The organism is Bacillus sp. AFS037270 (genome assembly GCF_002585305.1).
This window is the reverse complement of record NZ_NUNF01000047.1, coordinates 1-25,740: the sequence shown is the minus strand read 5'-3', so window position 1 is coordinate 25,740 and position 25,740 is coordinate 1. Positions and strand designations below refer to the sequence as shown.

16 protein-coding genes and 4 pseudogenes are annotated in these 25,740 nt (G+C 38.6%); 13 read left to right on the top strand and 7 right to left on the bottom strand.

Features of this window, described 5'->3' with window-relative positions; translation table 11 throughout:
• Window positions 1-62: 62 nt before the first annotated feature.
• Together COD92_RS22350 and COD92_RS22345 are read right to left on the bottom strand one after the other, a co-directional pair.
• On the bottom strand, window positions 63-635 hold the full coding sequence (locus tag COD92_RS22350; RefSeq protein WP_176550465.1) for a helix-turn-helix domain-containing protein: 573 nt from the start codon (window positions 633-635) through the stop codon (window positions 63-65).
• 128 nt (window positions 636-763) lie between these two features.
• Complete coding sequence (locus COD92_RS22345) at window positions 764-967, bottom strand: hypothetical protein (RefSeq protein WP_098532425.1); 204 nt, start codon at window positions 965-967, stop codon at window positions 764-766.
• Between the two features lie 251 nt (window positions 968-1,218).
• Here COD92_RS22345 and COD92_RS22340 point away from each other — a divergent pair, with 251 nt between their 5' ends.
• From COD92_RS22340 to COD92_RS32995, 5 genes and pseudogenes are all read left to right on the top strand, one after another.
• The gene (locus COD92_RS22340; protein WP_098532426.1) at window positions 1,219-2,661 is read left to right on the top strand and encodes a family 43 glycosylhydrolase; all 1,443 of its coding nucleotides are present in this window, start codon (window positions 1,219-1,221) and stop codon (window positions 2,659-2,661) included.
• A 285-nt stretch (window positions 2,662-2,946) separates the two neighbouring features.
• Window positions 2,947-3,069 carry a hypothetical protein gene (locus COD92_RS33000; protein ID WP_255295293.1) on the top strand — a complete coding sequence of 41 codons (123 nt, stop codon included), beginning with the start codon at window positions 2,947-2,949 and terminating at the stop codon, window positions 3,067-3,069.
• A 75-nt stretch (window positions 3,070-3,144) separates the two neighbouring features.
• Window positions 3,145-3,282 (top strand): annotated as a pseudogene (locus COD92_RS22330) (sugar O-acetyltransferase); the annotation flags it as partial.
• Window positions 3,266-3,586, top strand: a pseudogene (locus COD92_RS22325) (transposase); the annotation flags it as partial. The pseudogenes COD92_RS22330 and COD92_RS22325, both read left to right, overlap by 17 nt.
• Before the next feature lie 204 nt (window positions 3,587-3,790).
• Window positions 3,791-3,925: pseudogene (locus COD92_RS32995) on the top strand (aldo/keto reductase); the annotation flags it as partial.
• A gap of 349 nt (window positions 3,926-4,274) precedes the next feature.
• Here the strand turns inward: COD92_RS32995 and COD92_RS22315 are convergent.
• Genes COD92_RS22315 through COD92_RS22305 form a run of 3 tightly spaced genes read right to left on the bottom strand, consistent with a single transcriptional unit; the run spans window position 4,275 to window position 7,265 of the window.
• On the bottom strand, window positions 4,275-5,189 hold the full coding sequence (locus COD92_RS22315; protein WP_098528863.1) for an ABC transporter substrate-binding protein: 915 nt from the start codon (window positions 5,187-5,189) through the stop codon (window positions 4,275-4,277).
• 24 nt (window positions 5,190-5,213) lie between these two features.
• Window positions 5,214-6,230 (bottom strand): FecCD family ABC transporter permease, encoded by a 1,017-nt coding sequence (locus COD92_RS22310; protein WP_098528865.1) that lies wholly within the window; start codon window positions 6,228-6,230, stop codon window positions 5,214-5,216.
• Window positions 6,231-7,265 (bottom strand): FecCD family ABC transporter permease, encoded by a 1,035-nt coding sequence (locus COD92_RS22305; protein ID WP_098528998.1) that lies wholly within the window; start codon window positions 7,263-7,265, stop codon window positions 6,231-6,233.
• Between the two features lie 525 nt (window positions 7,266-7,790).
• On the opposite strand from COD92_RS22305, the gene COD92_RS22300 reads away from it, so the two are divergent.
• The 5 genes from COD92_RS22300 (at window position 7,791) to COD92_RS22285 (ending at window position 18,818) form a co-directional block, all read left to right on the top strand.
• Window positions 7,791-8,897 (top strand): carbamoyl phosphate synthase small subunit, encoded by a 1,107-nt coding sequence (locus COD92_RS22300; protein ID WP_098528867.1) that lies wholly within the window; start codon window positions 7,791-7,793, stop codon window positions 8,895-8,897.
• Window positions 8,875-12,063, top strand: coding sequence for a carbamoyl-phosphate synthase large subunit (gene carB / locus COD92_RS22295; RefSeq protein ID WP_098528869.1), 3,189 nt, complete (start codon window positions 8,875-8,877; stop codon window positions 12,061-12,063). Before COD92_RS22300 ends, carB begins: the two co-directional genes overlap by 23 nt.
• Before the next feature lie 92 nt (window positions 12,064-12,155).
• Window positions 12,156-12,308, top strand: a complete 153-nt coding sequence (locus COD92_RS32205; protein ID WP_176541121.1) for a hypothetical protein — start codon at window positions 12,156-12,158, stop codon at window positions 12,306-12,308.
• Window positions 12,309-12,734: 426 nt separating this feature from the next.
• Window positions 12,735-17,330, top strand: coding sequence for a glutamate synthase large subunit (gltB, locus tag COD92_RS22290; RefSeq protein ID WP_098528871.1), 4,596 nt, complete (start codon window positions 12,735-12,737; stop codon window positions 17,328-17,330).
• Window positions 17,331-17,333: 3 nt separating this feature from the next.
• Window positions 17,334-18,818: a glutamate synthase subunit beta gene (locus COD92_RS22285; protein ID WP_098528873.1), complete on the top strand. Its 1,485-nt coding sequence runs from the start codon at window positions 17,334-17,336 to the stop codon at window positions 18,816-18,818.
• A gap of 432 nt (window positions 18,819-19,250) precedes the next feature.
• Here COD92_RS22285 and COD92_RS22280 read toward each other — a convergent pair whose 3' ends face one another.
• Window positions 19,251-20,198, bottom strand: a complete 948-nt coding sequence (locus COD92_RS22280; RefSeq protein ID WP_098528875.1) for a DNA-directed RNA polymerase subunit alpha — start codon at window positions 20,196-20,198, stop codon at window positions 19,251-19,253.
• 1,817 nt (window positions 20,199-22,015) lie between these two features.
• Here COD92_RS22280 and COD92_RS22265 point away from each other — a divergent pair.
• Both COD92_RS22265 and COD92_RS22260 read left to right on the top strand, forming a co-directional pair.
• On the top strand, window positions 22,016-22,528 hold the full coding sequence (locus COD92_RS22265) for a hypothetical protein (RefSeq protein ID WP_098528877.1): 513 nt from the start codon (window positions 22,016-22,018) through the stop codon (window positions 22,526-22,528).
• 55 nt (window positions 22,529-22,583) lie between these two features.
• A pseudogene (locus tag COD92_RS22260) lies at window positions 22,584-22,969 on the top strand (thiolase family protein); the annotation flags it as partial.
• Window positions 22,970-23,621: 652 nt separating this feature from the next.
• Here COD92_RS22260 and COD92_RS22255 read toward each other — a convergent pair.
• Window positions 23,622-24,803: a cytochrome P450 gene (locus COD92_RS22255; protein ID WP_176541122.1), complete on the bottom strand. Its 1,182-nt coding sequence runs from the start codon at window positions 24,801-24,803 to the stop codon at window positions 23,622-23,624.
• A gap of 665 nt (window positions 24,804-25,468) precedes the next feature.
• On the opposite strand from COD92_RS22255, the gene COD92_RS33440 reads away from it, so the two are divergent.
• Complete coding sequence (locus COD92_RS33440; RefSeq protein WP_368731440.1) at window positions 25,469-25,651, top strand: tyrosine-type recombinase/integrase; 183 nt, start codon at window positions 25,469-25,471, stop codon at window positions 25,649-25,651.
• Window positions 25,652-25,740 lie beyond the last annotated feature (89 nt).

The following is a 25,740-nucleotide window of genomic DNA, read 5'->3' as shown; positions in this document are numbered from 1 at the left end:
TAGCAACGATGGTTCAACCATTATGCCAACTAAACAGTAAAAGGTACTAAAGACCGATTAAATCAATGTCCATAAATAGAATTCTTACGGAATTCTGTCGGGCTAAATCCTGTCCACCTTTTAAATTGTCTACTAAAATGAGAGAGATTTGTATAACCTAAACGATTGGAAATTTCTTTTAAAGAAACATCGGGCTGCTGTATTAAAATTTTGGCTTCCTGCAATTTCAATTCAGATAAGTATTTTCTCGGAGACATATGATAGACCTTTTGAAAAATTTCTAATCCATAATTAGGACTTAAACCAAGGGAAGCAATAATTGGCTGTATATGAATGGGAATATCCATATCCTTACCATCTAAGTAACTTCTTTTGAAATTTGATTTGATAGCATCCGCAATTTCTTTTGCATATTTTGTGGTTGTCATTGATTCATTTATGAGGGATTCATGATTTTGTGAAACAATATCCGCAAATACCTCTAACAACTCAAACAGGACAATCTGTACCTGCAGTTTATCTTTAACCGTTACCTCATAGGATACAGATAGCCTATCAAACCATTTTTCAAGTGTACTTATTAGTCTTTGATAAAAAGGGGAAGCAGGAGTAAAAATTAATTCACAATTTTTCAACATTTCAATACGTAAAGAAGGCTCATCTATATCAAAATGAGCACAGAAATAGGTCATGCGGTCATTTGAAATATTGCTATTGGTGTGCTCAAATCCTGGTGGAATGAGGATGATATCCCCACTATTTACTATATACTTTCGTTTTCTATGATAGTTTCTTGTTTTCCTTCTAAAACAACTAAAATCTCAAAAGCACGGTGGGATTCCTTTGATACGGACCATTCCTTTGATACTGTTTGCATATGGGCGCCAAAAAATCGTATGTTCCAATCAATCATTGGAAGTCGGATTGCATTAGTAGAATTATAGGTATTTTTATGTGTATTTTCCATTATTGTCTCATCCTTTGATTTGGGTAAATTTCACTTTGATAGGACAATCGCCATATTCCATCATAATTCCTATAATATAAGCAATTGACAGAAAACGTTTTCTATCCCCAAGGTAAGCTGCCATTGAATCTTTTAATACATACTAATACTCATTATAGTGATGATTTATAGGAGTATCAATCATTAGTAAATGGATGATTGTTGAACTGCAAATGTGAAAAAGGATAAATATTTTATTTATGGAGGTAGCTATGAAAAAACAAGCATTTAATCCTTATTTACCAAGTTATGAATATATTCCAGATGGAGAGCCCTATGTATTTGGTGACAGGGTATATGTGTACGGAAGTCATGATAAGTTTAATGGAATGTTTTATTGTGAAAATTATTATGTATGTTGGTCGGCTCCAGTAGATGATCTAAGTAACTGGAGATATGAAGGGGTAATTTATCAGAAAGTACAAGATCCAATGGGGCAAACGGATAACAGATTATTATTTGCACCAGATGTACAACAGGGCCCTGACGGCAGATACTATCTATATTATGCATTTGATTTTCTCGGAGTCATGGCCGTAGCAGTCTGTGATTCACCAGCAGGCAAGTATGAATTTTACGGACATGTGCATTACAAGGACGGAACTCTACTAGGTAGACGGGAAGGTGACGGATTTCAGTTTGATCCGGGTGTACTCGTAGACGATGATGGAAGAGTATATCTTTACTCCGGTTTCTGTCCTAAGGATTTCCCGTGGGATCAATTGGGCCTTGAAGATCAAACCATTAAAGGCGGGATGGTCATTGAACTGGAAGCAGATATGATTACGGTTAAAGAAGATCCAAAGTATATCTTTCCAGACAAAGCTCGCGGTTTAGGTACCGATTTTGAAGGACACGAATTTTTTGAAGCATCTTCCATTAGAAAGATTGGTGATACCTATTATTTTGTTTATTCATCTTTTAATGGGCATGAATTATGCTATGCAACTTCAAAGAGCCCGGTTGGCGGTTTCCGATACGGAGGAACTATTATCTCCAATGGGGATATTTATTTGAATGGAATAACAGACGAAGAAGCATTAAATTATACGGGCAATAATCATGGCAGCATCGTCGAGATTAATGATAAATGGTATGTATTCTATCATAGACAGACGAATAAGCATCAATTTTCAAGGCAGGCATGCGCCGAAGAAATTAAAATTGAAAGCGATGGTAGTATCAAACAAGTAGAAATGACAAGCTGTGGACTGAATGGTGGTCCATTAATTGGAAAAGGAGAATATCCTGCATATATTGCTTGCAACCTTATGAGCAGATCTGGTGCAGTCCGTTATGAGTTTGGTTATGTAATTGATGAATCCCATCCATACTTTACTCAAGAGGGAGAGGACAGGGAAGATGAGCCCAATCAATATATTGCAAACATGACAGATGGAGCCATTGCAGGATTTAAGTATTTTGATTTTGTCGATGTTTCTAAGATTTCAGTTAAAGTTAGAGGAACAGGTAAAGGAGAACTTCATGTCAGGACCACACTTGGCGGTGAAGAATTTGCACTGATTCCTATTTCTCCTGGACAAGAGTGGGGAATTCACCAGGCTCCACTATCAATTCATACTGGAGTGAATGCTTTGTTCTTCACATACAAAGGAGAAGGGGCCATTGATTTGTTTTCCTTTTCTCTAGAATAATACTTACTTATGGAACACCAATTTCATTGAAAAACAACGAAGAATAGAATTAGATATTAATAGTGCGTTAATCCAAGATGGATTAACGCTTCTTTCATTTATATTTCCATATCGTGGATTTAAATGGTAAAGCACAATCTTAATGGGATGCTTTTTATATGCGCTTACTACTGTATCGGGAAGTCGATGAACTCCACTATAATCGGTAGAATTTTTCCAGCTGGAGGAGATGCAAAATTTGGTCTTTGGTGCGATTTCTTAGTGATGTGGGGAATTATATTGCCATTGAGTTATTTGAGAGCATTTGTGTGGCAAGTCCGTCCGATTATTCTTTTTGCAGTGATCAGTTTAGATGAAATGATCAAGCTGCCTGCCGCTGCCATTCGTACCGCCAATACAAGTGGTTAAACAATATCACACGAGGTTTTACATGAGAAAGTTGAAAGGATAATCCATTTTTCAAAGCAAATTAGATGATAAGAAGTAACCATTGGCGAAAACAGTGTCATAGGTGCCGGAAGTGTAGTGACGAAAGATATTCCAGCTAATTCGGTTGCTGTTGGCAATCCTTGCAAAGTCCTGCGCACCTCTAACGAACACGATATCATCTGGAAAACATAAGGGGCAAACCAAAATTACGAAGAGAGGAAGGAAGACCTTAAGAGCTCTCCTCTTTCGACTAGCAATGCCTTTGGTGGCAAAAAAATACTGCGTTTAAAGCTTTACATGAGTATTTTACAAAACGCCCAAATAATCCTTTGAAGAAGATGCAATCTCTAATTGCAATTTGTAATAAGCTCATACGCATTCTGTTACGATCGGTAAAAAACAGTGTGAATTTAGTGAAGAACGTATGTTAAGGGACATTCCTCATATGGCGTCATCTTCTATCCACTTTAGAAATTGTGAAGTCACCAAACTTTGATAAAAATTATACAATTTCAATTTCTTTGTGCACTAATATACAAATTAAGATAATTTGACAATTGTAAGTATCTCAATTCTGTATAAAATTATACACAGATGTCACTGAATTCATCAATGTATATCTTTTCTAAAGGCATCTAATATAGCTAGAAGGTTAAAATATCGAAGTAATCCGTATTTAAAGTAAAGCCAGGACATTCAAATGGAATATGTAAAACTTGGAAATACCGGCTTGGATGTATCCCGTCTTTGTCTTGGTTGTATGAGCTTTGGAGCGCCGGAACGTGGATATCCCGCTTGGACACTTGATGGGGAGAATAGTCGTCCTATTATAAAAATAAAATTCCACATACAAAACTCTATATTACTAAGCTATTAATTTCATCCTATAATATTTTTAGAAAATTTTAAAAACACAAGTTCCTGAATAAATTAAGGATAGCATCAATATTGACATTTCCTAACTATTTTCATTCTTTGTGGTACAGCTCTACTGCATGGAAGGCTAACAGGGTAGGGGAGCGAAAGAAGATGAACTGATATATTTATAACATAATGGAATTAGAATCACTTAATAAAAAAAGCCTGTGGAACAATAATTCCACAGACTTACCATTGTAATATTTATGATTTTATCAGAGTTGTCCATTAGATATTATTAAATTCTAAAGATATATTTCTATTATTTATTTTGAAAAGATTTCTTTTGCTTCATCCATTGCCATTTTATTTCCTAGAGCAGAATAGTCTAGCCAAGGTTGATCTGGAATAACGTAAACATGATTACCTTTTACAGCTTTTAACCCTTTCCAAATAGGTGACTCTTGTAACTGATTAAAAGCTGTTTGAGCTTCGTCATCACTATTAACAACAACAAATATAGCATCAGCATCAAAGTCCGGAAGAACCTCTTGGGAAATCACTTCGTAAGGCTGATTTGAATCAAGTTCCTCAATACCGTTAGCAGGCTTTAAACCTAAATCTTCGAATAAAATTGGACCCATTGGACGTTTTGTACTAAATACTCGTAACTCTTTTGCGGTAACACGAATGGCCATTACTTTACTATCTTCACCAAGTTTATTTTTAATTAAAGTGCGTACTTCTTTTACTTGATTTTCGTAATCTGCAATAAATTGCTCTGCTTTCTCCTCTCGGTTAACAAGCTTACCAATCGACCTTAAATGATCTCTCCAGGTCCCTTCGTCAAGATTAAATACTTTAGTAGATGCAATTTTTTCATATTTGGATAAATCTTGATCTCCAAACTCTTTATCTAGATAGATTACAGAAGGGGACAATTCAAGCAATGCTTCCATGTCTGGATCTTTAGCAGGTCCAAGCTGTTTCGTATCTTTTAATTGTGCCTTTACATGGGGAAGAAAATCTTTTAATTCACCGCCAACGACAGAACCAACGGGCTTAATTCCTAATGCAAGCAAATCATTTGTTAAGTGAATAGAGAGGGAAGCAATTCTAGTTTCTTTGTCAGCCACTTTCTCTTCGTTAGTTGATTTAGCCTCATTTGCAGCGTTTTGTCCGCAAGCTGACAATAAAAGTAACAATATTGTACCGAATAGAAGGGTAAATTTCTTTTTCATCATTGTTTCTCCTTGTAGTTGGATTTATTTTGTTTTTGCTAATAAATAAAGAAAATAAGGGGCTCCTATTGCTGCAACAATTACACCCGCTGGAATCGCATTAGGTTGAAAGATTGAACGTCCCACCGTATCTGCAAGTACTAAAATGACCATCCCGATGAGTCCTGAGACAGGAAGAAAATTCTGATACATCGGGCCAACAAGCCGACGTGCAAGATGGGGTGAGACTAGACCAATAAAACCGATACCGCCTACCATTGCTACACTCGAACAGGATAAACCGACAGCGGTTGCGAGCATAAGCAAGCGTTGACTTTGAACGGAGATACCGAGTCCAGCTGCAACATCATCCCCTAAAGATAAGACATTTAATGTTTTAGATTGAGACCAAGCAAATGGTGCTAAGATAAGAATCCATGGGAAAAGAGCAATCACATGGATCCAGTCCCTTCCCCAAACATTTCCAACCAGCCATCTTGAAGCAAATGTGTAAGTCTCTTCATCAAGACGAAGAGATAGGAAAAGCGTTATTGCACCAAAACCCGCAGAGACGGCAATTCCTGTGAGAATAAGTCGAATAGACAGTAAACCTTTGGTACGCTCATAAGCAAGTAAAATAATAATAAAAGCCGTTAAAAATCCACCTAAAAAAGTAAATAACGGGATAAGAATGGCAGCATGGTCATCCAATGAATGAAAATATGTAACAAAAAGTATTAGACCAAAGGAAGCACCTGAATGAAGCCCTAAAATTCCTGGGTCTGCCAAAGGGTTACGGGTTAATCCTTGTAAAATCGCACCTGAAATTCCTAAGCCAATCCCGCCCAACATGGTTATCAGGATTCGAGGCATACGGTATTCGAACAACACTAAAGAGCTTTTATAATCACCGTATCCAAAAAGAGTTTGTATTACTTTTAATGGAGCAATTTGCAAAGAACCTGTATTCAAACTAATTAGAATAATACTAATACTAATCAGTATTATTACTAGAGTAACAGTATAGGCTCTCTTGTTGTCTGCATTGGTTTGGGATTTCATCTATAAATCCCTCCCAGTTTTACGAGCAATATAAAGAAAGAACGGAACTCCTACAAGTGCTACTAATATACCAACCGCCAATTCACGAGGTGGGTTGATCGTCCTTGCCCCTAAATCAGCCATAATCAGTAAGATTGAACCTAATAACGCTGACATTGGAATGATAAATTTATAATCTACTCCAACCAGCTTTCGAGAAATATGTGGAATGACTAATCCTATAAATCCTATTGATCCAACAGCTGAAACAGAAACTCCTGCCAAAATAACAGATATAATAATAGAAAGTACTTTTATTAGAGTAACGTTCGTCCCAAGATTCTTTGCTATATCATCCCCCAAAGAAATTATAGAAACAGAGCGGCCCATAGTTATTGCCCAAATAATCGTGATGAAAATAACAGGAACCAACACATTTAAATGATCCCATTTAATTCCTGCAACACCTCCTGCGTACCAAAAAGCTAAATCTTGATTCAAATCAAAGTAAATGGCTATACCTGCACTAAGAGAATGTAAAAGTGCTGCTATTACTGCACCTGAAATAGTCAACCGCATAGGTGTTAGTCCACCTGGGACAGAAGATCCGATGATGAAAATGAATAGAGTACTAAGTACAGCTCCAATAAAGGATAAAATCATCAATAAAGAATACGGAATACCTGGAAAAAAAGCAAAGCAAAGAGTTACAATAAACATTGCTCCAGCGTTAATACCAAGAATTCCTGCATCCGCTAGTGGATTACGGGTTACTCCCTGCATCAAACACCCCGCAACTGCAAAAGCGGCCCCGACGATTGCAGCACCTATCACCCGTGGAAGCCGAAGTTCATGGATAATCTGTTGTTCAGTCAATTTAGGATTATAATTAAAAATTGCTGACATGACTGTATTTAAAGTAACTTCTTTTGCCCCAAGAGAAATAGCCAAAATCATGCAACCTAATACTCCAAGAATTACAAATATGAATAAGAGCAATAACAGAAAAGCGTTTGAACGAACTTTGATAAAGTTTTGAGAAGGGGTATGTAACATTTTAAACGCAGCCTTTTTTTTATTAATAATGATAATCATTATCATTTATTATATTTTATAACCATCTTTTAAAGCAACCTTTTTTTTTTGAAAGTTAAGTTAAATTACAAGTGAATTTTAATAAATACACTTAAGATTTCTGTAAAAAAGACGTATAGGGGCTGTTGACAGAATGGGAAAGGTGTATTTTGATATGTTGAAAAAGTAAAAGTGTCCTATGGCACTTTTATTTTTTTTATTTTGGCTGCGCTGGAAATAGGCAGTATTTAAAAAGATTAGCTTAATAATATGGACATTATTGAGTATTTTATTTAATACATCTTAATTCCAAATAAGGGGATTATAGGGAATGATCTGTAAAAGACATATTAGAGAAAGAAGTTGTTTTAACTTTACGAAATATTAAATGAAATAAAAAATCTTCAAAATGCATCCTCGTTTTGAAGGGTTGACAAGATTAGCAGGCTTTAATCGAAGGATTGCTGGTAGAAGGATAATCTTTATGAAAGAAAGGGAATTAATGGTATGAAACGTCAACTCATTTTAGAAGACGGTACTGTATTTGTTGGAAAGGGTTTTGGCAGTGAAAGGGAATTGATAGGTGAAGTAGTATTTAACACAGGGATGACGGGCTATCAGGAAATTTTGTCCGACCCTTCTTATTGCAGTCAAATTGTTACACTTACATATCCACTAATCGGTAACTATGGGATTAATCGTGATGATTTTGAATCGATTGAACCAACCATTAACGGCTTGATTGTTAAAGAATTTTGTGAAGTACCGTCTAATTTCCGCAGCCAATATCCGATTGATCAATTTTTAAAAGACAAAGATATTCCAGGTCTAGCCGGAATTGATACAAGGAAGCTTACCAGAAAAATCCGCGAACATGGGATTCTAAAAGGAAGAATCTGCAGCATGGATGTTAATGTTGACGAAATAGTTTCAGAGTTACAGAAAGCGGAATGGCAGAGAGATCAGGTGAAGCAAGTATCAACAAAACGATCCTACCCAAGCCCAGGGCGCGGGTTTAAAGTCGTGCTTGTCGACTACGGAATGAAGCACGGTATTTTGCGTGAGTTAACACTGCGCAACTGTGATGTCCTAGTGGTTCCATATGATACAACGGCGGAAAAAATATTAAGTTTGGACCCGGATGGCATCATGTTAGGTAACGGGCCGGGGAATCCGAAGGAAATAACAGAAGGAATTGAAATGATCAAAGGTGTGCTTGGGAAAATACCATTGTTCGGCATTTGCTTAGGTCATCAATTGGTTGCACTCGCATGCGGAGCCGATACAGAAAGACTGAAGTTTGGCCACCGCGGGTCAAACCATCCAGTAAAGAATTTAGAAACAAACCGTGTCGAAATTACCTCGCAAAACCATGGGTATACGGTCCGTATGGAATCGTTAGCAGGAACGGATTTATCTGTCACCCATATTGCCTTAAATGACGGGACAGTTGAGGGGTTAAAGCATAACAAATATCCGGCTTTTACTGTCCAATACCATCCAGAGGCATCCCCGGGGCCAGAGGATGCAAACTATTTATTTGACCATTTCATAGACTTGATGGAAACAAGTAAGAAAGTGGGGACGAACGATGGCAAAGCGCTTAGACATTGAAACAATCTTAGTAATTGGATCAGGACCTATTGTGATTGGACAAGCGGCAGAGTTTGATTATGCAGGCACGCAGGCATGTATCGCATTAAAAGAGGAAGGGTACAAAGTTATTCTTGTTAACTCAAATCCCGCGACCATTATGACCGATACGGAAATGGCAGACAAAGTATACATTGAGCCGTTAACGGTTGAATTCGTGAGCTCCATCATTCATAAAGAGCGTCCTGATGCCATCTTGCCGACACTGGGGGGACAAACAGGGTTAAATCTTACGGTCGAACTTGCCAAATCAGGTATTTTAGATGAGCTGGGTGTTGAAATTTTAGGAACAAAATTAACCGCCATTGAGCAGGCGGAAGATCGGGATTTGTTCCGTTCCTTAATGAACGAACTGAATGAACCGGTTCCGGAAAGTGAAATTATTCGCTCACTTGAAGAGGCCTATTCGTTTGTGGAACAAATCGGCTATCCTGTTATCGTTCGTCCAGCCTATACACTGGGAGGAACGGGCGGCGGCATTTGCCATAATGAAGAGGAATTAATTGAAATTGTCACGAGTGGCTTAAAATACAGTCCTGTTACCCAATGTTTGCTCGAGAAAAGTATTGCCGGGTTTAAAGAAATTGAGTACGAAGTCATGCGTGACAGCAACGACAACGCGATTGTTGTCTGCAACATGGAAAACATCGATCCCGTCGGGGTCCATACAGGGGATTCCATTGTTGTCGCTCCGAGCCAAACGTTAAGCGACCGCGAGTATCAATTATTGCGCAATGCTTCTTTAAAGATTATCCGTGCTTTAAAGATTGAGGGTGGATGTAACGTTCAGCTCGCTTTGGACCCATCGAGCTTTCAATACTATGTGATTGAAGTAAACCCGCGTGTCAGCCGTTCATCCGCGCTGGCTTCTAAAGCGACAGGGTACCCCATTGCGAAGCTTTCAGCAAAAATTGCAGTTGGTCTAACGCTGGATGAAATGATGAATCCTGTAACGGAAAGAACCTATGCATCCTTTGAACCTGCTCTGGATTATGTGGTAACAAAAATTCCGCGCTGGCCCTTTGACAAATTCGAGTCGGCCAACCGTAAGCTTGGAACCCAAATGAAAGCGACAGGTGAAGTAATGGCCATCGGGCGCACGCTCGAAGAGTCATTATTAAAAGCGGTTCGTTCACTTGAGTTGAAAATATTTCATCTGGAATTAAAGGATGCAGATCAAATCAATGATGAATTGATTGAAAAACGTATTCGTACAGCCGGGGATGAGCGCTTATTCTACATTGGTGAGTCCCTTCGACGCGGAATAACAGTCGAACAAATTCATGAGTGGAGCAAAATCGATATTTTCTTCCTTGTGAAGTTTGAAAATATTGTAAAGTTTGAGAAGGTTGTAGCAGACAACAAAGGCGACCGAGAAGTGCTGCTCGAAGCAAAGAAAATCGGTTTCTCAGATAAGACGATTGCCAAACTTTGGGGTATGACCGAACGTGAAGTATATGAATACCGCAAAGAGCAAAATATTATCCCTGTCTATAAAATGGTAGATACCTGTGCAGCCGAATTTGAATCGGAAACACCTTATTTTTACGGTACGTATGAGGAGGAAAACGAATCCGTTGTCACAAAAATGGAGAGTGTTATCGTACTGGGATCAGGTCCGATTCGTATTGGACAGGGAGTGGAGTTCGACTATGCAACGGTTCACTCTGTCTGGGCGATTCGTGAAGCAGGTTACGAGGCGATTATTATTAATAACAACCCCGAAACGGTTTCAACTGATTTTAGTATATCAGACAAGCTTTATTTCGAACCATTAACCATTGAAGATGTTATGCACATCATCGATTTAGAAAAACCAATTGGAGTTGTCGTGCAATTTGGAGGGCAAACAGGGATAAACTTGGCCGCAGAACTGGCAAGCCGCGGTGTGAAAATTTTAGGAACATCGCTTGAGAGTCTTGAGGCAGCAGAAGACCGTGAAAAGTTCGAGAAAACATTAGCCACCCTGAAAATTCCACAGCCTTTAGGGAAAACAGCAACGTCAGTGGAAGGAGCGGTAAAAATCGCAGAGTCGATTGGCTTCCCTGTCCTGATTCGGCCTTCTTATGTACTGGGCGGAAGGGCAATGGAAATTGTCTATCAAACAGAGGAATTACTTCATTACATGAAAAATGCGGTCCAAGTTCACGAGGATCAGCCGGTGCTGGTTGACCGTTATTTAACGGGCCAGGAAATGGAAGTTGATGCAATCTCTGATGGTGAGAATGTATTCATTCCAGGAATTATGGAACATATTGAGCGTGCAGGTGTCCATTCAGGCGACTCCATCGGTGTCTATCCACCTCAAGTCCTGTCAGAAGAAACAAAGGCGACCATCATTGACTATACAACAAGAATTGCGAAAGGTTTACAAATAGTCGGGTTACTCAATATCCAGTTCGTTTTATCAAAAGGCAAAGTGTATGTATTGGAAGTGAATCCGCGCTCGAGCCGTACAGTACCATTCCTAAGCAAAATAACACGTATACCAATGGCCAATCTTGCTACGAAAGTTATGTTGGGAAAAACGTTACCGGAGCTTGGGCTTCGATCAGGCATTCATCCCGAAGAGGAAAATGTTTATGTGAAAGTCCCTGTTTTCTCTTTTGCGAAGCTAAGAAAAGTAGATATCACGCTTGGACCGGAAATGAAATCAACCGGGGAAGTCATGGGGCAAGACACAACATTGGAGAAAGCACTTTATAAAGGCTTTATTGCATCTGGTGTTTCCATTAGGCCACGCGGTTCTGTATTGTTCACCGTTGCGGATAAGGATAAGGCGGAAGCAACTGATCTGGCTAAACGTTTCTACAACATTGGGTACCATGTCCTGGCAACAGCAGGGACAGCTGCTGCATTTAAACAAGTAGGAATTCCAGTTAAAGTTGTCAACAAAATCGGAAGTGAAGAGGAGAACCTGTTAGAGGTGATTCGTAATGGCAGAGCCCAGCTTGTCATCAATACCCTAACAAAAGGAAAACAGCCTGAGCGTGACGGATTTAGGATTCGCCGAGAAGCAGTTGAAAATGGTATTCCATGTTTAACCTCTCTTGATACAGGAGTTGCTATCTTCCGTGTACTTGAAACCATTGGTTTCCAAACGACGCCAATGGGCAGTGCCCGCTAGGTGATAATCCGGATCATAAACCTGGCTTTTGAAATACTACGAAAATCAGATGTATAGGTGAATTTAAAAAGTTACTGGCGGGAGGGATAAATATGGATAATACGCGAGCTGTGACTAAAAAAGAACAGGAAGACAGCAAAAAATTCAGTGTAGTCAATGAATTCAACCATGAAAACAACCCAGTTGCCAAAGCGCAAAAACAAATGTCATCACAAGAGACAACTGGAGTATTAGATCAAGAATAGAACATCCTATCTTTAAAATAATATAAAGGCCGACTCAAGAAAACGGATTTATTTTGTAGGCTAATGTAGTGATCGACATTCCACACATGTGGAGTGCTGTTCACTGCTTGTAAAAATTGAAAAATAAAAGGATGTAACAATGAGTAAAGAGTCTTTTCTTCTAGAAAGGCTCTTTTAATTATTATTGGACGTAACAGTATTGCTGTAGGTTCAACAAGGTTCTTCACATTTATAAACGAGTTATTTTTTGTTTTAGTAGCTTGAATATATCGGTTTTGACAGCTATGGATTTTTTATTGCAATAGGATAAATAGAAATGGAATGTATACACTATTTTTGTATGAAAAAATATATACCTAGTAAAAGTTGTACATAACAAGGCTGCTTGAACATAGAAATACAAGTTCTTTAAGAAGGGATGTTGTCATGAAAAGTCCTGGGTATCCTGGTCCGCAAGGTTTATATCACCCTGAATATGAACATGAGGCTTGTGGAATTGGAATGGTCGCTAATATAAATGGAAAAAAGTCGCACGATATTGTTGAATATGCTATCACGATATTATGTAATTTAGAACACAGGGGCGGACAATCCGCAGACACGAGTACCGGGGATGGAGCAGGGATTCTGACTCAAATTCCTCATTCTTTTTTTGAGAAACAATGTGAAAAAGAAAATATTGAACTCCCTGAAGAGGGTAAATACGGGATTGGTATGATCTTTTTACCACAGGATCCAGAATTTAGAAAAAATACCCAAAAACAAATTGAAAACATTATTAAAGAGGAAGGGCAGGTCTTTCTAGGTTGGAGGACTGTTCCGGTTAATGATTCTTTTGTTGGTGACATGGCCAAAAAATCAAAACCGTTTATCCGTCAAATGTTTATTGCTTCTTCTCTTAATCCACATGATCAAAATGATTTCGAAAGAAAATTATATGTGATCCGTAAACGGTTAGAAAAGGAAGTATGCCCTTCAGATAAGGAACATCAAGAAGGGATGTATGTTTGCAGTTTATCCTCAAGAACCATTGTCTATAAAGGCATGTTAATTCCTGAACAGCTGGATTCCTTTTATGTTGACTTAAATCATCGTGATTTTAAGTCTGCACTAGCCCTTGTTCATTCGCGATTTAGTACAAACACATTTCCTAGCTGGCAAAGAGCTCATCCAAACCGGTTTACAATCCATAATGGAGAATTTAATACGATAAAAGGAAATGTTAAATGGATGCAGGCTAGAGAGGCTCTTTGTGAATCTGAGTTATTTCGAGACAAGGATTATCGAAAGTTATTTCCGGTCATCGATACGGATGGCAGTGATTCTTCTATGTTTGATAATTGTTTTGAATTTCTGCATCTTTCAGGACGTTCACTTGCGCATACAGCGATGATGATGATTCCCGAGCCATGGGCGCATGATGAAACAATGGATGAAGCTAAGAAGGCATTCTATCAATTTCATAGCTGTTTAATGGAGCCATGGGATGGTCCTGCTGCTGTTGTATTTACGAATGGAAAACAAGTCGGGGCATGTCTTGACCGGAATGGGCTGCGTCCTGCCCGTTATTATGTAACAAAAGACGGTATGATTGTTTTGGGTTCTGAGGTAGGCGCATTGGATATTTTTGTTGAGGATATTGAATATAAAGGCAGACTTCTCCCAGGGAGAATGCTCCTTATTGATTTGGAAAAGGGCAAAATTATTCCGGATGAAGATATTAAAATGCAAATCGCCTCAGAGTATCCGTATAAAGATTGGTTAGCAGAACATTTAGTTCATATTGATGATCTGCTTGAAACGGACAATCATCAACAAGTTATTAATACAGATGAACGACTCAAACAGCAACTTGCATTTGGGTATACAAACGAAGACCTCAATAAAATTTTGAAGCCGATGGTTACAGATAAGCATGATCCCATTGGTTCGATGGGTTATGATTCTCCCCTTGCTGTTTTATCAAAAAGACCACAGTTGCTATATAACTATTTCAAACAGCTTTTTGCCCAGGTAACCAATCCGCCGATTGATGCCATTCGGGAGAAGATTATTACTTCCGTTTTAACAACAATTGGACCACAGAAAAACATAATTAAAACTGAGCCTGAAAGTTGTCAACAAATTCAGCTTCAGACACCGATTTTGACGAATAGTCAGTTAGAAAAACTTCACTATTCCAGCTTTAAAACGGAAACACTATCCATCCTGTTTCCTGTTGAAACAGCTACACCCGATTTTGAAAAAATTTTAAATAGCTTATTTTTAAAAGCTGACACCGCCATCGACAATGGTATTTCTTTACTGGTTTTATCTGATCGCGGAGTCGATGCCGAATATGCCGCGTTGCCAGCTCTGCTCGCAGTCTCGGGATTGCATCATCACCTAATTCGAAAAGGAACACGATCAAAAGTAAGCATCATTGTTGAATCGGCGGAACCAAGAGAGGTCCATCATTTGGCAGCATTACTTGGTTTCGGGGCGGAAGCAATCAATCCTTATTTAGCCTTTGAGTCTTTAAGGGGCATGATTGAAATCGGTGATTTACGCGAAACAGAAGTCGACAAGGCTATTAACACATACATTTTGACAGCAACCGATGGAATCGTTAAGGTGTTATCGAAAATGGGGATATCAACCATTCAAAGTTATATTGGGGCACAAATATTTGAGGCAATCGGGATTGATCAAGTCGTAATCGAGAAATATTTTGCTGAAACTGCTTCACGAATAGAGGGTATCGGGTTGGGTATCATTGCCCAAGAAGTGATGATGAGGCATAAACGAGCATTTGATCCGACAAGAGGCGGGGAGAGGACATTGGATTCAGGTGATGATTTTCAGTGGCGCCATGACGGAGAAGATCACCAATACAACCCACGGACCATTCATCTATTACAGCATGCATGCCGAACGAATAATTATAAATTTTTTAAAGAGTATTCAGCATTATTGACAGACCCTAGTGACAATCTTCAATCCATTCGCGGCCTGTTGGCTTTTAAAAACCGGGAACCTATACCGTTGGACGAGGTAGAGTCTGTTGAAGAAATTTGTAAGAGGTTTAAAACGGGAGCGATGTCATACGGTTCCATTAGTCGTGAAGCCCACGAAACACTTGCCATTGCCATGAACAAAATTGGGGCAAGAAGCAACTCGGGAGAAGGTGGAGAGGACCCGGCCAGATTTACACCTGATTCAAATGGGCAATCGAGGCGCAGTGCGATTAAACAAGTAGCATCTGGCCGATTCGGAGTGACCAGTCATTATCTTGTAAATGCTGATGAAATCCAAATTAAGGTTGCCCAAGGTGCCAAGCCGGGTGAAGGGGGACATCTTCCCGGAAAAAAAGTATATCCATGGATTGCCGAGGTTAGGGGCTCAACACCTGGCGTAGGATTGATTTCGCCGCCGCCCCACCATGATATTTATTCCATTGAAGACTTGGCGGAATTAATTCATAACTTAAAAAATGCAAATCCATCCGCCAGAATTAGTGTCAAGCTTGTATCGGAAGCCGGTGTCGGAACCATTGCAGCAGGTGTTGCCAAAGGAAGAGCCGATGTTGTTCTGATTAGTGGATATGACGGCGGAACGGGGGCTGCGCCAAGGACAAGCTTAAAGCATGCAGGATTGCCGTGGGAACTGGGCTTAGCCGAAACACATCAAACATTGCTGTTAAATCGTCTTCGTGATCGAATCGTCGTGGAAACGGATGGGAAATTGATGACGGGCCGGGATGTTGTAATTGCTGCCTTACTTGGGGCAGAGGAATATGGATTTTCAACGGCACCGTTAGTTGTATTAGGATGTATCATCATGCGGGTATGCCACCTCGATACTTGTCCGGTAGGCGTTGCTACACAAAACCCCGAGTTACGGAAAAAATTTACGGGTGAACCAGAGCATGTAATCAACTTTATGAGATTCATCGCCTTGGAAGTAAGAGAGCTTATGGCCGAACTCGGATTCCGCACGGTCAATGAAATGATTGGAAGGACTGATGTTTTAGAGACAAATCATGCGATTAACCATTGGAAAGCAAAAGGGGTAGATCTTTCTGCTCTTCTCTATCAGCCTGAAGTTCCGAAAAATACCAGCCGTTATGCCACGGTTGAACAGGTTCATGGACTTGATAAAACAATGGACAAACAAGAGTTGATCCCTTTATGTAAAGAAGCGCTTGAAGACCAGGAACCTATTAAGGCGACTTTGTCGATACGGAACATTAATCGAGTCGCTGGGACCATGTTAGGGAGTGAAATAACAAAACGGTATGGTGCCAAGGGGCTGCCTGAGGATACGATTCACCTAACTTTTACAGGCTCTGCCGGACAAAGCTTTGCTGCCTTTATTCCACCCGGATTAACGATGAGACTAGTAGGAGATGCCAATGATTTTATCGGTAAAGGTTTATCGGGGGGGAAAATTATTGTTCGCCCTTCTCGGAGGGCTACCTTTACCTGGGAAAATAATATCATTGTCGGAAACGTTGCCTTTTACGGGGCAACGGCAGGAGAAGCCTATATCAGCGGAATTGCCGGAGAGCGCTTTTGTGTGAGGAATAGCGGAGCAAATGTGGTCGTAGAAGGTGTGGGCGACCATGGTTGTGAATACATGACAGGTGGAACAGTGATTGTACTGGGGGAAACAGGGAAAAACTTCGCAGCCGGTATGTCGGGTGGTGTTGCGTATGTCTTGGATATAACAAACGATTTTCGAGTCAAATGTAATCAGGCTCAAGTTTATCTCGACCCCCTTCAAGATGAGTCAGAACTCCAACTTGTCCACCAAATGATTGAAAAGCATGTTCAATATACGCATAGTCCTCTTGGGGAGAGAGTGTTAAATAGCTGGGCAGACATGAGCAAGAAATTTGTCAGAGTCATTCCGAAGGACTATTTGGAAATGAAAGAGCGAATAACGGGACTTTTAGAGGAAGGGTTAAGTGAACATCAAGCAGCACTCCAGGCATTTGAAGAAAGCCAAAAAGAAGTGAAAGCGATAAAAGAGGGAGGGTGAGCGATGGGAAAACCAACTGGTTTTATGGACTACGAACGCCAATCAAGGCACGAACGGGACCCTAAGACACGAACGGATGATTGGGATGTTTATACGTTACCTCTTGAAGAACATGAATTAAAAGAACAAGGTGCTCGTTGCATGGATTGCGGGATTCCAACTTGTCATACGGGTATTATGATAAGCGGGATGACTACAGGTTGTCCCGTACATCACCTTATACCGGAGTGGAATGATTTAATTTACCAAGGCCAATGGGAGGAAGCCCTTAAGCGAGAGCATAAAATGAATAACTTTCCAGAATTCACCGGACTAGCTTGTCCGGCCCCGTGTGAAGGAGCTTGTGTCCTTGGAATTAATGAGTCACCGGTTGCCATCCGGACAATTGAGCTGGAAATCATTAATCGAGGCTTTAAGGAAGGTTGGGTGAAACCAGAGCCTCCAAAGACTCGGACGGATAAAAAGGTTACAGTTGTTGGTTCGGGTCCAGCAGGATTGGCTTGTGCAGCCCAACTTAATAAAGCGGGACACCATGTCACTGTTTTTGAGCGTCATGATCGTGTTGGGGGTCTCTTAACCTATGGGATACCTGAAATGAAGCTTCCTTATTCTGTTGTTGAGAGAAGGGTCAATATTCTTAAAGAAGAGGGGATTACCTTCGTAACAAATACAGACGTGGGCAAGGACTATCCCATTACTAAGTTACAATCGGAATTTGATGCGATCGTTCTATGCGGCGGTGCAACAAAACATCGTGATATACAAGTAGAAGGAAGAGAGCTGAAAGGAATCCATTTTGCCATGGATTTTCTTCATGCCAATACAAAAAGTTTATTGGATTCCAACCTTGAGAACGGTGAGTATATATCCGCAAAAGACAAAGATGTGGTTGTCATTGGCGGTGGGGATACAGGTGTAGATTGTTTGGCTACTTCTGTACGTCATAAATGCAAAAGCTTAACACAATTTGATATTTATCAGAAAAAGGGCGAAGTTCGGGAAGATGATAATCCATGGCCGCAATGGCCCGTTATCCATCGAGTGGAGTATGGCCAAAAAGAAGCCGCAGCCACATTTGGTGAAGATCCTCGAGCCTATGCCGTGATGACGAAAAAGTTTGTAGGGGATGAGTTTGGCAATGTCAAAGAAATTCATACCATTAACGTTGAAACTACAACCGATGAAAATGGGCTGCGAATTCGAAAAGAAATTCCTGGTACAGAAAAAATCTGGCCTGCTCAGTTAGTATTACTCGCGATTGGATTTAGTGGTCCAGAGCAGGATTTACTTCAAAAAATGAACGTCGAGACTGATAATCGATCAAATGTAAAAGCTGAGTATGGAAAATATAAAACAAATATCGAAGGGGTTTTTGCTGCCGGTGATATTCGTCGTGGTCAAAGTCTTATCGTCTGGGCTATTAATGAAGGAAGAGGTGCTGCTAGGGAGTGTGATCGATATTTAATGGATGAAACGAATTTACCTTAGAATAGTACATTAATTAGAACTAAAATGTCTACCCAGGTATTATCTTAATAGTAGTCACACATTTTCATTTATTAGCTTTAATAAGTAGTTTAAAGACTGTTATTTGCTTAGGTTATATAAACTCACACTCTACACATGTTGCGTGCTATTCACTACTGGTATTAAATAATAATAATTAGTCGTATGAAAAAATGAATGAAAGACCAAATTATTTTGGGGTCTTTCATTCATTTTTTTCAAAACAGGAAGTTTTTTAAAAACCATAATTGCGCCTTCCTTGCAGTATGTAGGTAATCATACTAATTATCGCCTACATACTGCATTTGAATATAAGAGAATAATCATTTATAACTACTTCCCATTGGTACCTTCTTCAATGTACCTGAGAACTTTTGCTTTAGTGGGAATTCACAAGGAAAATAATGGTGAATTTTAATCATCTTTGCGTACGATTATACCCAAACTTTCTAATTTATCTATGATCTCTTTTAAAGATTTTTGTCCTAAGTTGCGTAATTTTCTTATATCTTCTTCGGACTTATTAGCTAAGTCATGAATCGTATTAATCCCATTGCGTTTTAGACTGTTAAAAGAACGAACAGAAAGATCTAAATCCTCAATAGTCAGGTTAAGAATTTCTTTTTCTTTTGAAACTTCTACTCTTTCCAACATAATTTGGCTATCTTGTAATTCAGGATTAAGTCCTACTAAAATAGAAAGATGTTCCTTAAACACTTTTGCACTTTCAGAAATGGCTTCGCTGGGCCCTAAACTCCCATCTGTCCAAACTTCAAAATATAACCTTTCAAAACTAACCAATTGACCTACACGAGTGTTCTCAACTAAATAACTGGCACGTGTAACCGGTGTATAGATTGAATCTATTGGTATGACTCCTAATTGAAGGCCATCACGTTTGTTTTGCTCTGCAGGAACATAACCACGTCCACGTTTTGCAGTTAGGCGCATTCTAAAATGTACAATTTCTTTAAGGGTAGCAAGATGCAAATCGGGGATTAAGATCTCTACATCACTATCATGAGAAAGATCAGCAGCTGTTATTGTACCGGTTCTATGTACATCGATCATCAATTCTTTCTCATCGTCAGAGAGAATATTCATAGATAATTTTTTTATGTTCAAAATGATAGTTGTTACATCCTCTTCTATCCCATCAATAGTTGAAAATTCATTCTGCACCCCATCTATTTGTATGGAAGTGACAGCGGCACCGGGGAGTGAAGATAAAAGGATGCGACGTAATGAGTTGCCAAGTGTCGTTCCAAATCCTCGCATGAGTGGTTCAACGACAAACTTTCCATACTTGGCATCCTCACTAATCATAACCTTTTCAATTCTTGGCACTTCAATTTTTAACATCCGAATTATACACTCCTTTTACTCATAAACACCAAAAACAACCATTATATTTAGTTAATATACTCTAAGTAATATGAGGAATGCTAGTTTAACGGATAAAAAATGTATTCAACGATAGTTTTCTTGCTCTGCAGTAGGAAAGTGGAATTTGTATATTTACGAATTCAGGAGAATCCTTTAAGTATTTTCTAAAGTGTTTGGTTAAAGCATAATGTCCGAACAACATATCATTAGGTAAACCTAATTTAACACAATAATAAGCTTCGTTTAAAAAACGTTTAACGATATTCCTTACTTCAAGCTCGCAGACACTCTGTTTCCGCCTATGGGATAGGAAAACTAGAATTTTGTCGGCTTTAAAGACGTCAAATCTTTAGCTGGAAATAGTATTTCCAAAGAAGTTACACCTGAACTCCATCTATGGTTGACTCCCCTTAATAATCCTTAATAAATATAAGGGCAATCTTTGCTTAATAGTGGCCGACAGAAAAACGAGAGAACTTAAATGATTCGAATTGTAATTGCAGAGGATTAGGAAAAGCTGTTAGAGGAAATAGTTCCCTACTGAATTTTGAAGATGATAAGGAAGTGGTGGGGCAGGCGAGGATGGAGAAGAGGCACTCACTCTTGTTCACCAATTACAGCCGGAAGTTTGTATCATGGATATAGATATGTCTAAAAGAGCGGGGATGCAAAGTAATTTTTATAACAACATTTGCAAGTAATGGTTATTTTCAACGTCCATTAAAAGATGATGAACGAGATTTATTAGTGAAGGACAGGCCGAGTGAGGAGGTAGCCTCCTCCATTCGCAGCGTTGTGGATGGAAAGATAATTGGACTTTGAACTTGCCGTATTGCTTGCTACCAATGCTATTTGGTAAGTTGGTAAATTAATCAAATTAAAATTAATTATTAATCCCATCTATGTTTTATAATATTAATTAAAATATATTTCTATATATATTTTAATTAATATGTCAATATAACTTATATATTAACATATAAGTTATTTTTAATAATGTTGAACATATCAGCTAAGAAAGGTTTTTATTTCCTCTACTACCCGTTTGCTCTCCAGATATGTTAGACCCAAATAACTTTGACACACTTCATTTTCAAGGCGCTTCACTTCTTATCATTCTAGCGGTATTTGATGTGCATTTTACAGCCTTTTTGTTTTCAGTCGCCATATTTCATGCAGACGGCTGGTTCTATATTTACTTTGTCCCTTGGCTTAAGGCAGTTTGTTACCATTCTTGAAAATCTTTTTAAGCATAGTTGCTCTAGGTATTTTACTCAATGAAAATATTATGTTTCTTAATTTCCTTTTACTCATAGGGTGCTGTATTCTTCTTATCAAAAGCCCATCGGTACTTAGAAAAATATGATATTCCTCAGGTTCTGGAAGTGGACTGATACGAGCAATGGGTGGCGCAACATAACTTGTTGCTTGAAGGATTCTATTAAAAGGTAAAGAAATAGTGATATAAATCATGTAAATAAAAACAATAAAAAATATTAAGCCCTTCTCACATGAAAGGGCTTGTTTTATTTCTAATAGATTATTAATCACCTATATTTAAGAGCTGTAAATTATAGTCGGCACAGAATGACATCTGGTAAAATTATTTCAATGATAACATTGTTTAATATGATTTCATCAACATATATGTATATGATAATCTTGTTATATTTGATATTGTATTGATTATTCTTATTTTTATTTTCAATCTTTAAATAATATTTATTTGACAAGATTATCACATAGGTGTAATTTACATATATGGTTATATATTAATTAGGAGGTTGTTTATAATGGAATTAAACAATGAGTTCATTACTAATTTTGGTGAATCCCTATTAAACATTTGGACAAACAGTTTGGACAAGGTGACCGCTTCTCAAGTAGAAATAGAAAATCTTTTGCTTCAAGCATTTACAACACAAAAAGAATCATTGGAGAAAATTGCTGGCGGTATGGACTTTATCCAGGAACAACAGAAAAAATTAATTGAAGAAGTTCGTGATTATGCAAAGAAAAATGTTGAAACAGTTTCTGGTGAACAAGCAAGCCAAACTTTCGAAAAGTGGAATGCTCAACTAGATGAAATAAATAACCGTGTTCAACAGTTAACCTCTACTCCATACAAAGAAAGTTTAAATTTATTAAATCAGTCACAAGAGCAGTTCCAACAATCATATAAAAATCATATCGAACAGCAAAAAAAGATCCGTGTTGAGGCTTTAAATCAATTTAAAACTGCACAAAAAGGATTTACGGATTTAATTGAATCCAACACAAAAATGGCATTTAATTTGTTTAAGTAGAACAGCGGATTTTCGCTGTTCTTTTTTATTAGAAGCGTTAGTGGAAGTTTAAAATAATGTTCCGGCAACAACATTAGGTGGAATAGTTATCAAAGGAGCCATTGAAAAAGCTGGAATCAACGGTACTCAGGTGGATGAAGTCATTATGGGGAATGTCTTACAAGCTAGACTTGAGCAAAACCCAGCAAGACAAGCTGCTTCTGCTGCTGGTTTTCCCCATGAGGTATCCGCCCTTACGATTAAAAAGGTTTGCGGTTCTGGACTGAAAGCGGTTTATCTTGCAAGACAAGCTATTCTTGCAGGGGAATGGAAAATATGAGCTAGTCTCCTATCTTGCTTAGAGGGGCTCGCGATGGCTTCAAGTTGGGAGATCAGAAATTGGTGGACAGCATGATTCACGTTGGACTATGGTGTGCCTTCAATAACTATCATATGGGTGTCTAGTACTGATCTCTTATACTAATAAGCAGTATGCTCTGATTTAGCAATGAGTCTACTTGCCCTTAATTTTTTTGTCTCGTTTAGTGGAGTCGATTCAGTTCCCCAGCTGGTGGGGAAAAAATAACCCCTAAGATCAATGCTTAAGGGTCTCAAAAAAAATATATTAACAAAGGGGGTCAGTGAAAAAGCCTTTCACTATGCTTGTATCTTAACTTATTAACCTTAATAAATTATTAATTTTAAAAGGGCATAGTTTTAACTAGGGTTGCCCTCATTTTAGGTGTAGATACGTTATAAGACGAAAAAAGAGTGTCTTCTGCACTTTCAGAAAGTTAATATATTCCTTTCTGTTTTTTTATTTGGAATTATTTGTAAACTATCGATTAGATTATAATTAATACCCTGACATAGTCGATAGGCACTAAATCTTTAGTAGAACCGTCCCAGGGGTTTCTAAAGTCACCGATTAAAGGGATTTTACAAAAGAAGATCAACTACCTGTTTGGTTTTCAAGGCAGCCTTTTCCTCCTAATTCATTAGATATCTTGAATCCTATTTTTATTATGTTTAAGTAGATCATAAAACTTTTAGATATAGCGCCACCTTAAACTGCTGTTGAATGGTTGGTTGTTTTTTCTCGTTCACTTTTTACTTAGGATCCTACAATGACAGGAAGATCTTTATATCCGTACACTAACGTACTAGGGATCATTTGAATCTCTTTGGTAGTATCCAATCTCATACTCGGCAGAGCCTTTAGCATTTCTGTCATGCATATTTTCGCTTCTAATTTTGCAAGCTGTGAACCCAGACAAAAGTGAACACCTGCTCCAAAAGAAAGATAATGATTTGGAGAGCGAAGGATGTCAAACTCATCTGGTTTGTCAAATACGTTTTCGTCCCTATTGGCAGAGCCGATCCAGGCCATCACCTCTTGCCCTTTTTTCAGATTCATCCCTTTAAAATTAATATCTTCTGTGACGAAGCGATTCATACTGTGAACAGGAGAGGAATAGCGCAGGGCTTCTTCAATGGCGGCAGATACAAGGGTATTATCTCTATATAATTGGTTTAGGATGTTAGGATGCTCAAACAGAGTATGCATTGTATTAGTAATAAGATTGGTGGTGGTTTCATTCCCAGCTACAAGAAGAAGAAAGCAAAAACTTAGCAACTCATCTATAGATAACTTCTCTCCATCGACTTCAGCAGTAATTAAAGTGGATATAATATCGTTTCTGGGCTCAATCCTCCGGTCTGCCACTATTTTGTGGAAATATGATCGTAGGTCAAACATTGCTTTCCCGCGCAACGCCAGTAACTGATTCATTTCCTCAGGAGATAAGGTTTGTGTTCCCGATACAACAATATCAGACCATTCTTTAAACATGTCTCGATCTTCGCTTGGTACTCCTAGCATTTCCGCAATCACGATTACTGGAAGGGGGTATGCGATATCTTCTTCAATATCAATCTCGCATTTTCCTTTTAGCGAAGTTAATAATTCTTGTGTTATTGCTGTAATTCTTGGTGCAAGTTCTTGAACCGCTTTTGGTGTAAATGCCTGACTGACAAGATTGCGATATCTTCGGTGGGTAGGAGGATCCAAATCTATTAACGTTGGAAAAGGACTATTCCGATTTGAACTAAATTGCTTGTAATTTTGTAAAACCATTTGGACATCGTCATAACAAAACACGTCCCAGCAATTTCGTTCTGGGTCAAAAGCAATCGGAGCATTTTTTCGCATTTTTTTAAACCAATCATAAGGTGAGTTTGTTTCATCCCTCCCTCTTGGCCGCACGATCAGTCCATAGCTCATTTGTTTCTCCATCTCGATTCCCTCCATAATTATTACCTATTTATCTAGATAATTAGTCGTTTTACATAATTACTATGATGAATTTAATACTGGAATACCTCTTCTACATAATGATTTATGGGCTCTTCTCCATTTTTCTAGAGTTAACTGTGGACTTGAGGGGGGCATTACAATCTCCAACATCCTAAATAATAGGGATCTTCTGCCGTTTTTATTTAAAACAACATAATAATATTCAATAATAGTAGAATATCACAACATAAAGCGCTCAATTTAGGATATATCCAAGGAGACCAATCGCAATTTCATCATTTATACGCGTGATAATGGATGAAATTCGAGGATCATAAGTTTAAGCCCAACGAATCAATGACAGTAGGATTATCGCCATCTACGATTAATACGCGGCTCAAGACATTGCGCGTTAAGTTTAAGTGTTTGCAAGAGGAAGGCTTAATCGGAAGCAACCAATGGATGGCATTTAAGAACCTCAATGAGCCCGAATAGGAAATAGTGGAACTTACCGCTGCTGAATTAAAAAGGAAGCTTAACGTGCCTAATCAGCGCCAGAATGCGGAGTTTCACGATTATGTGCTAATGAATTATTTAATCGATTCTTTGAGTCGAATAAGTGAAGCGCTAGGCCTGCAACGAATGGCTACGTTTAGAAGGCCGGTATAACTAAGAATATGCATCCGCATCTATTCCGCCATACTGCTGCGACTATGCTCTTGGAATCAGGAGGAGATTTACGGCACTTGCAATTATTGCTCTGCCATCCGGACTTTCCCGTTCTGCTACAATATACACATTATCGAAAGAATCGCTCATTAATCTGCACGAAAAGTATTGCGCAATGAATCAGATAACAGGCAAATTGAATAAGACGAGCAAGATTAAGCGGTAACTTTTGCGTCATCCTAACCGGCGGCATTTTTTTATTAACAAT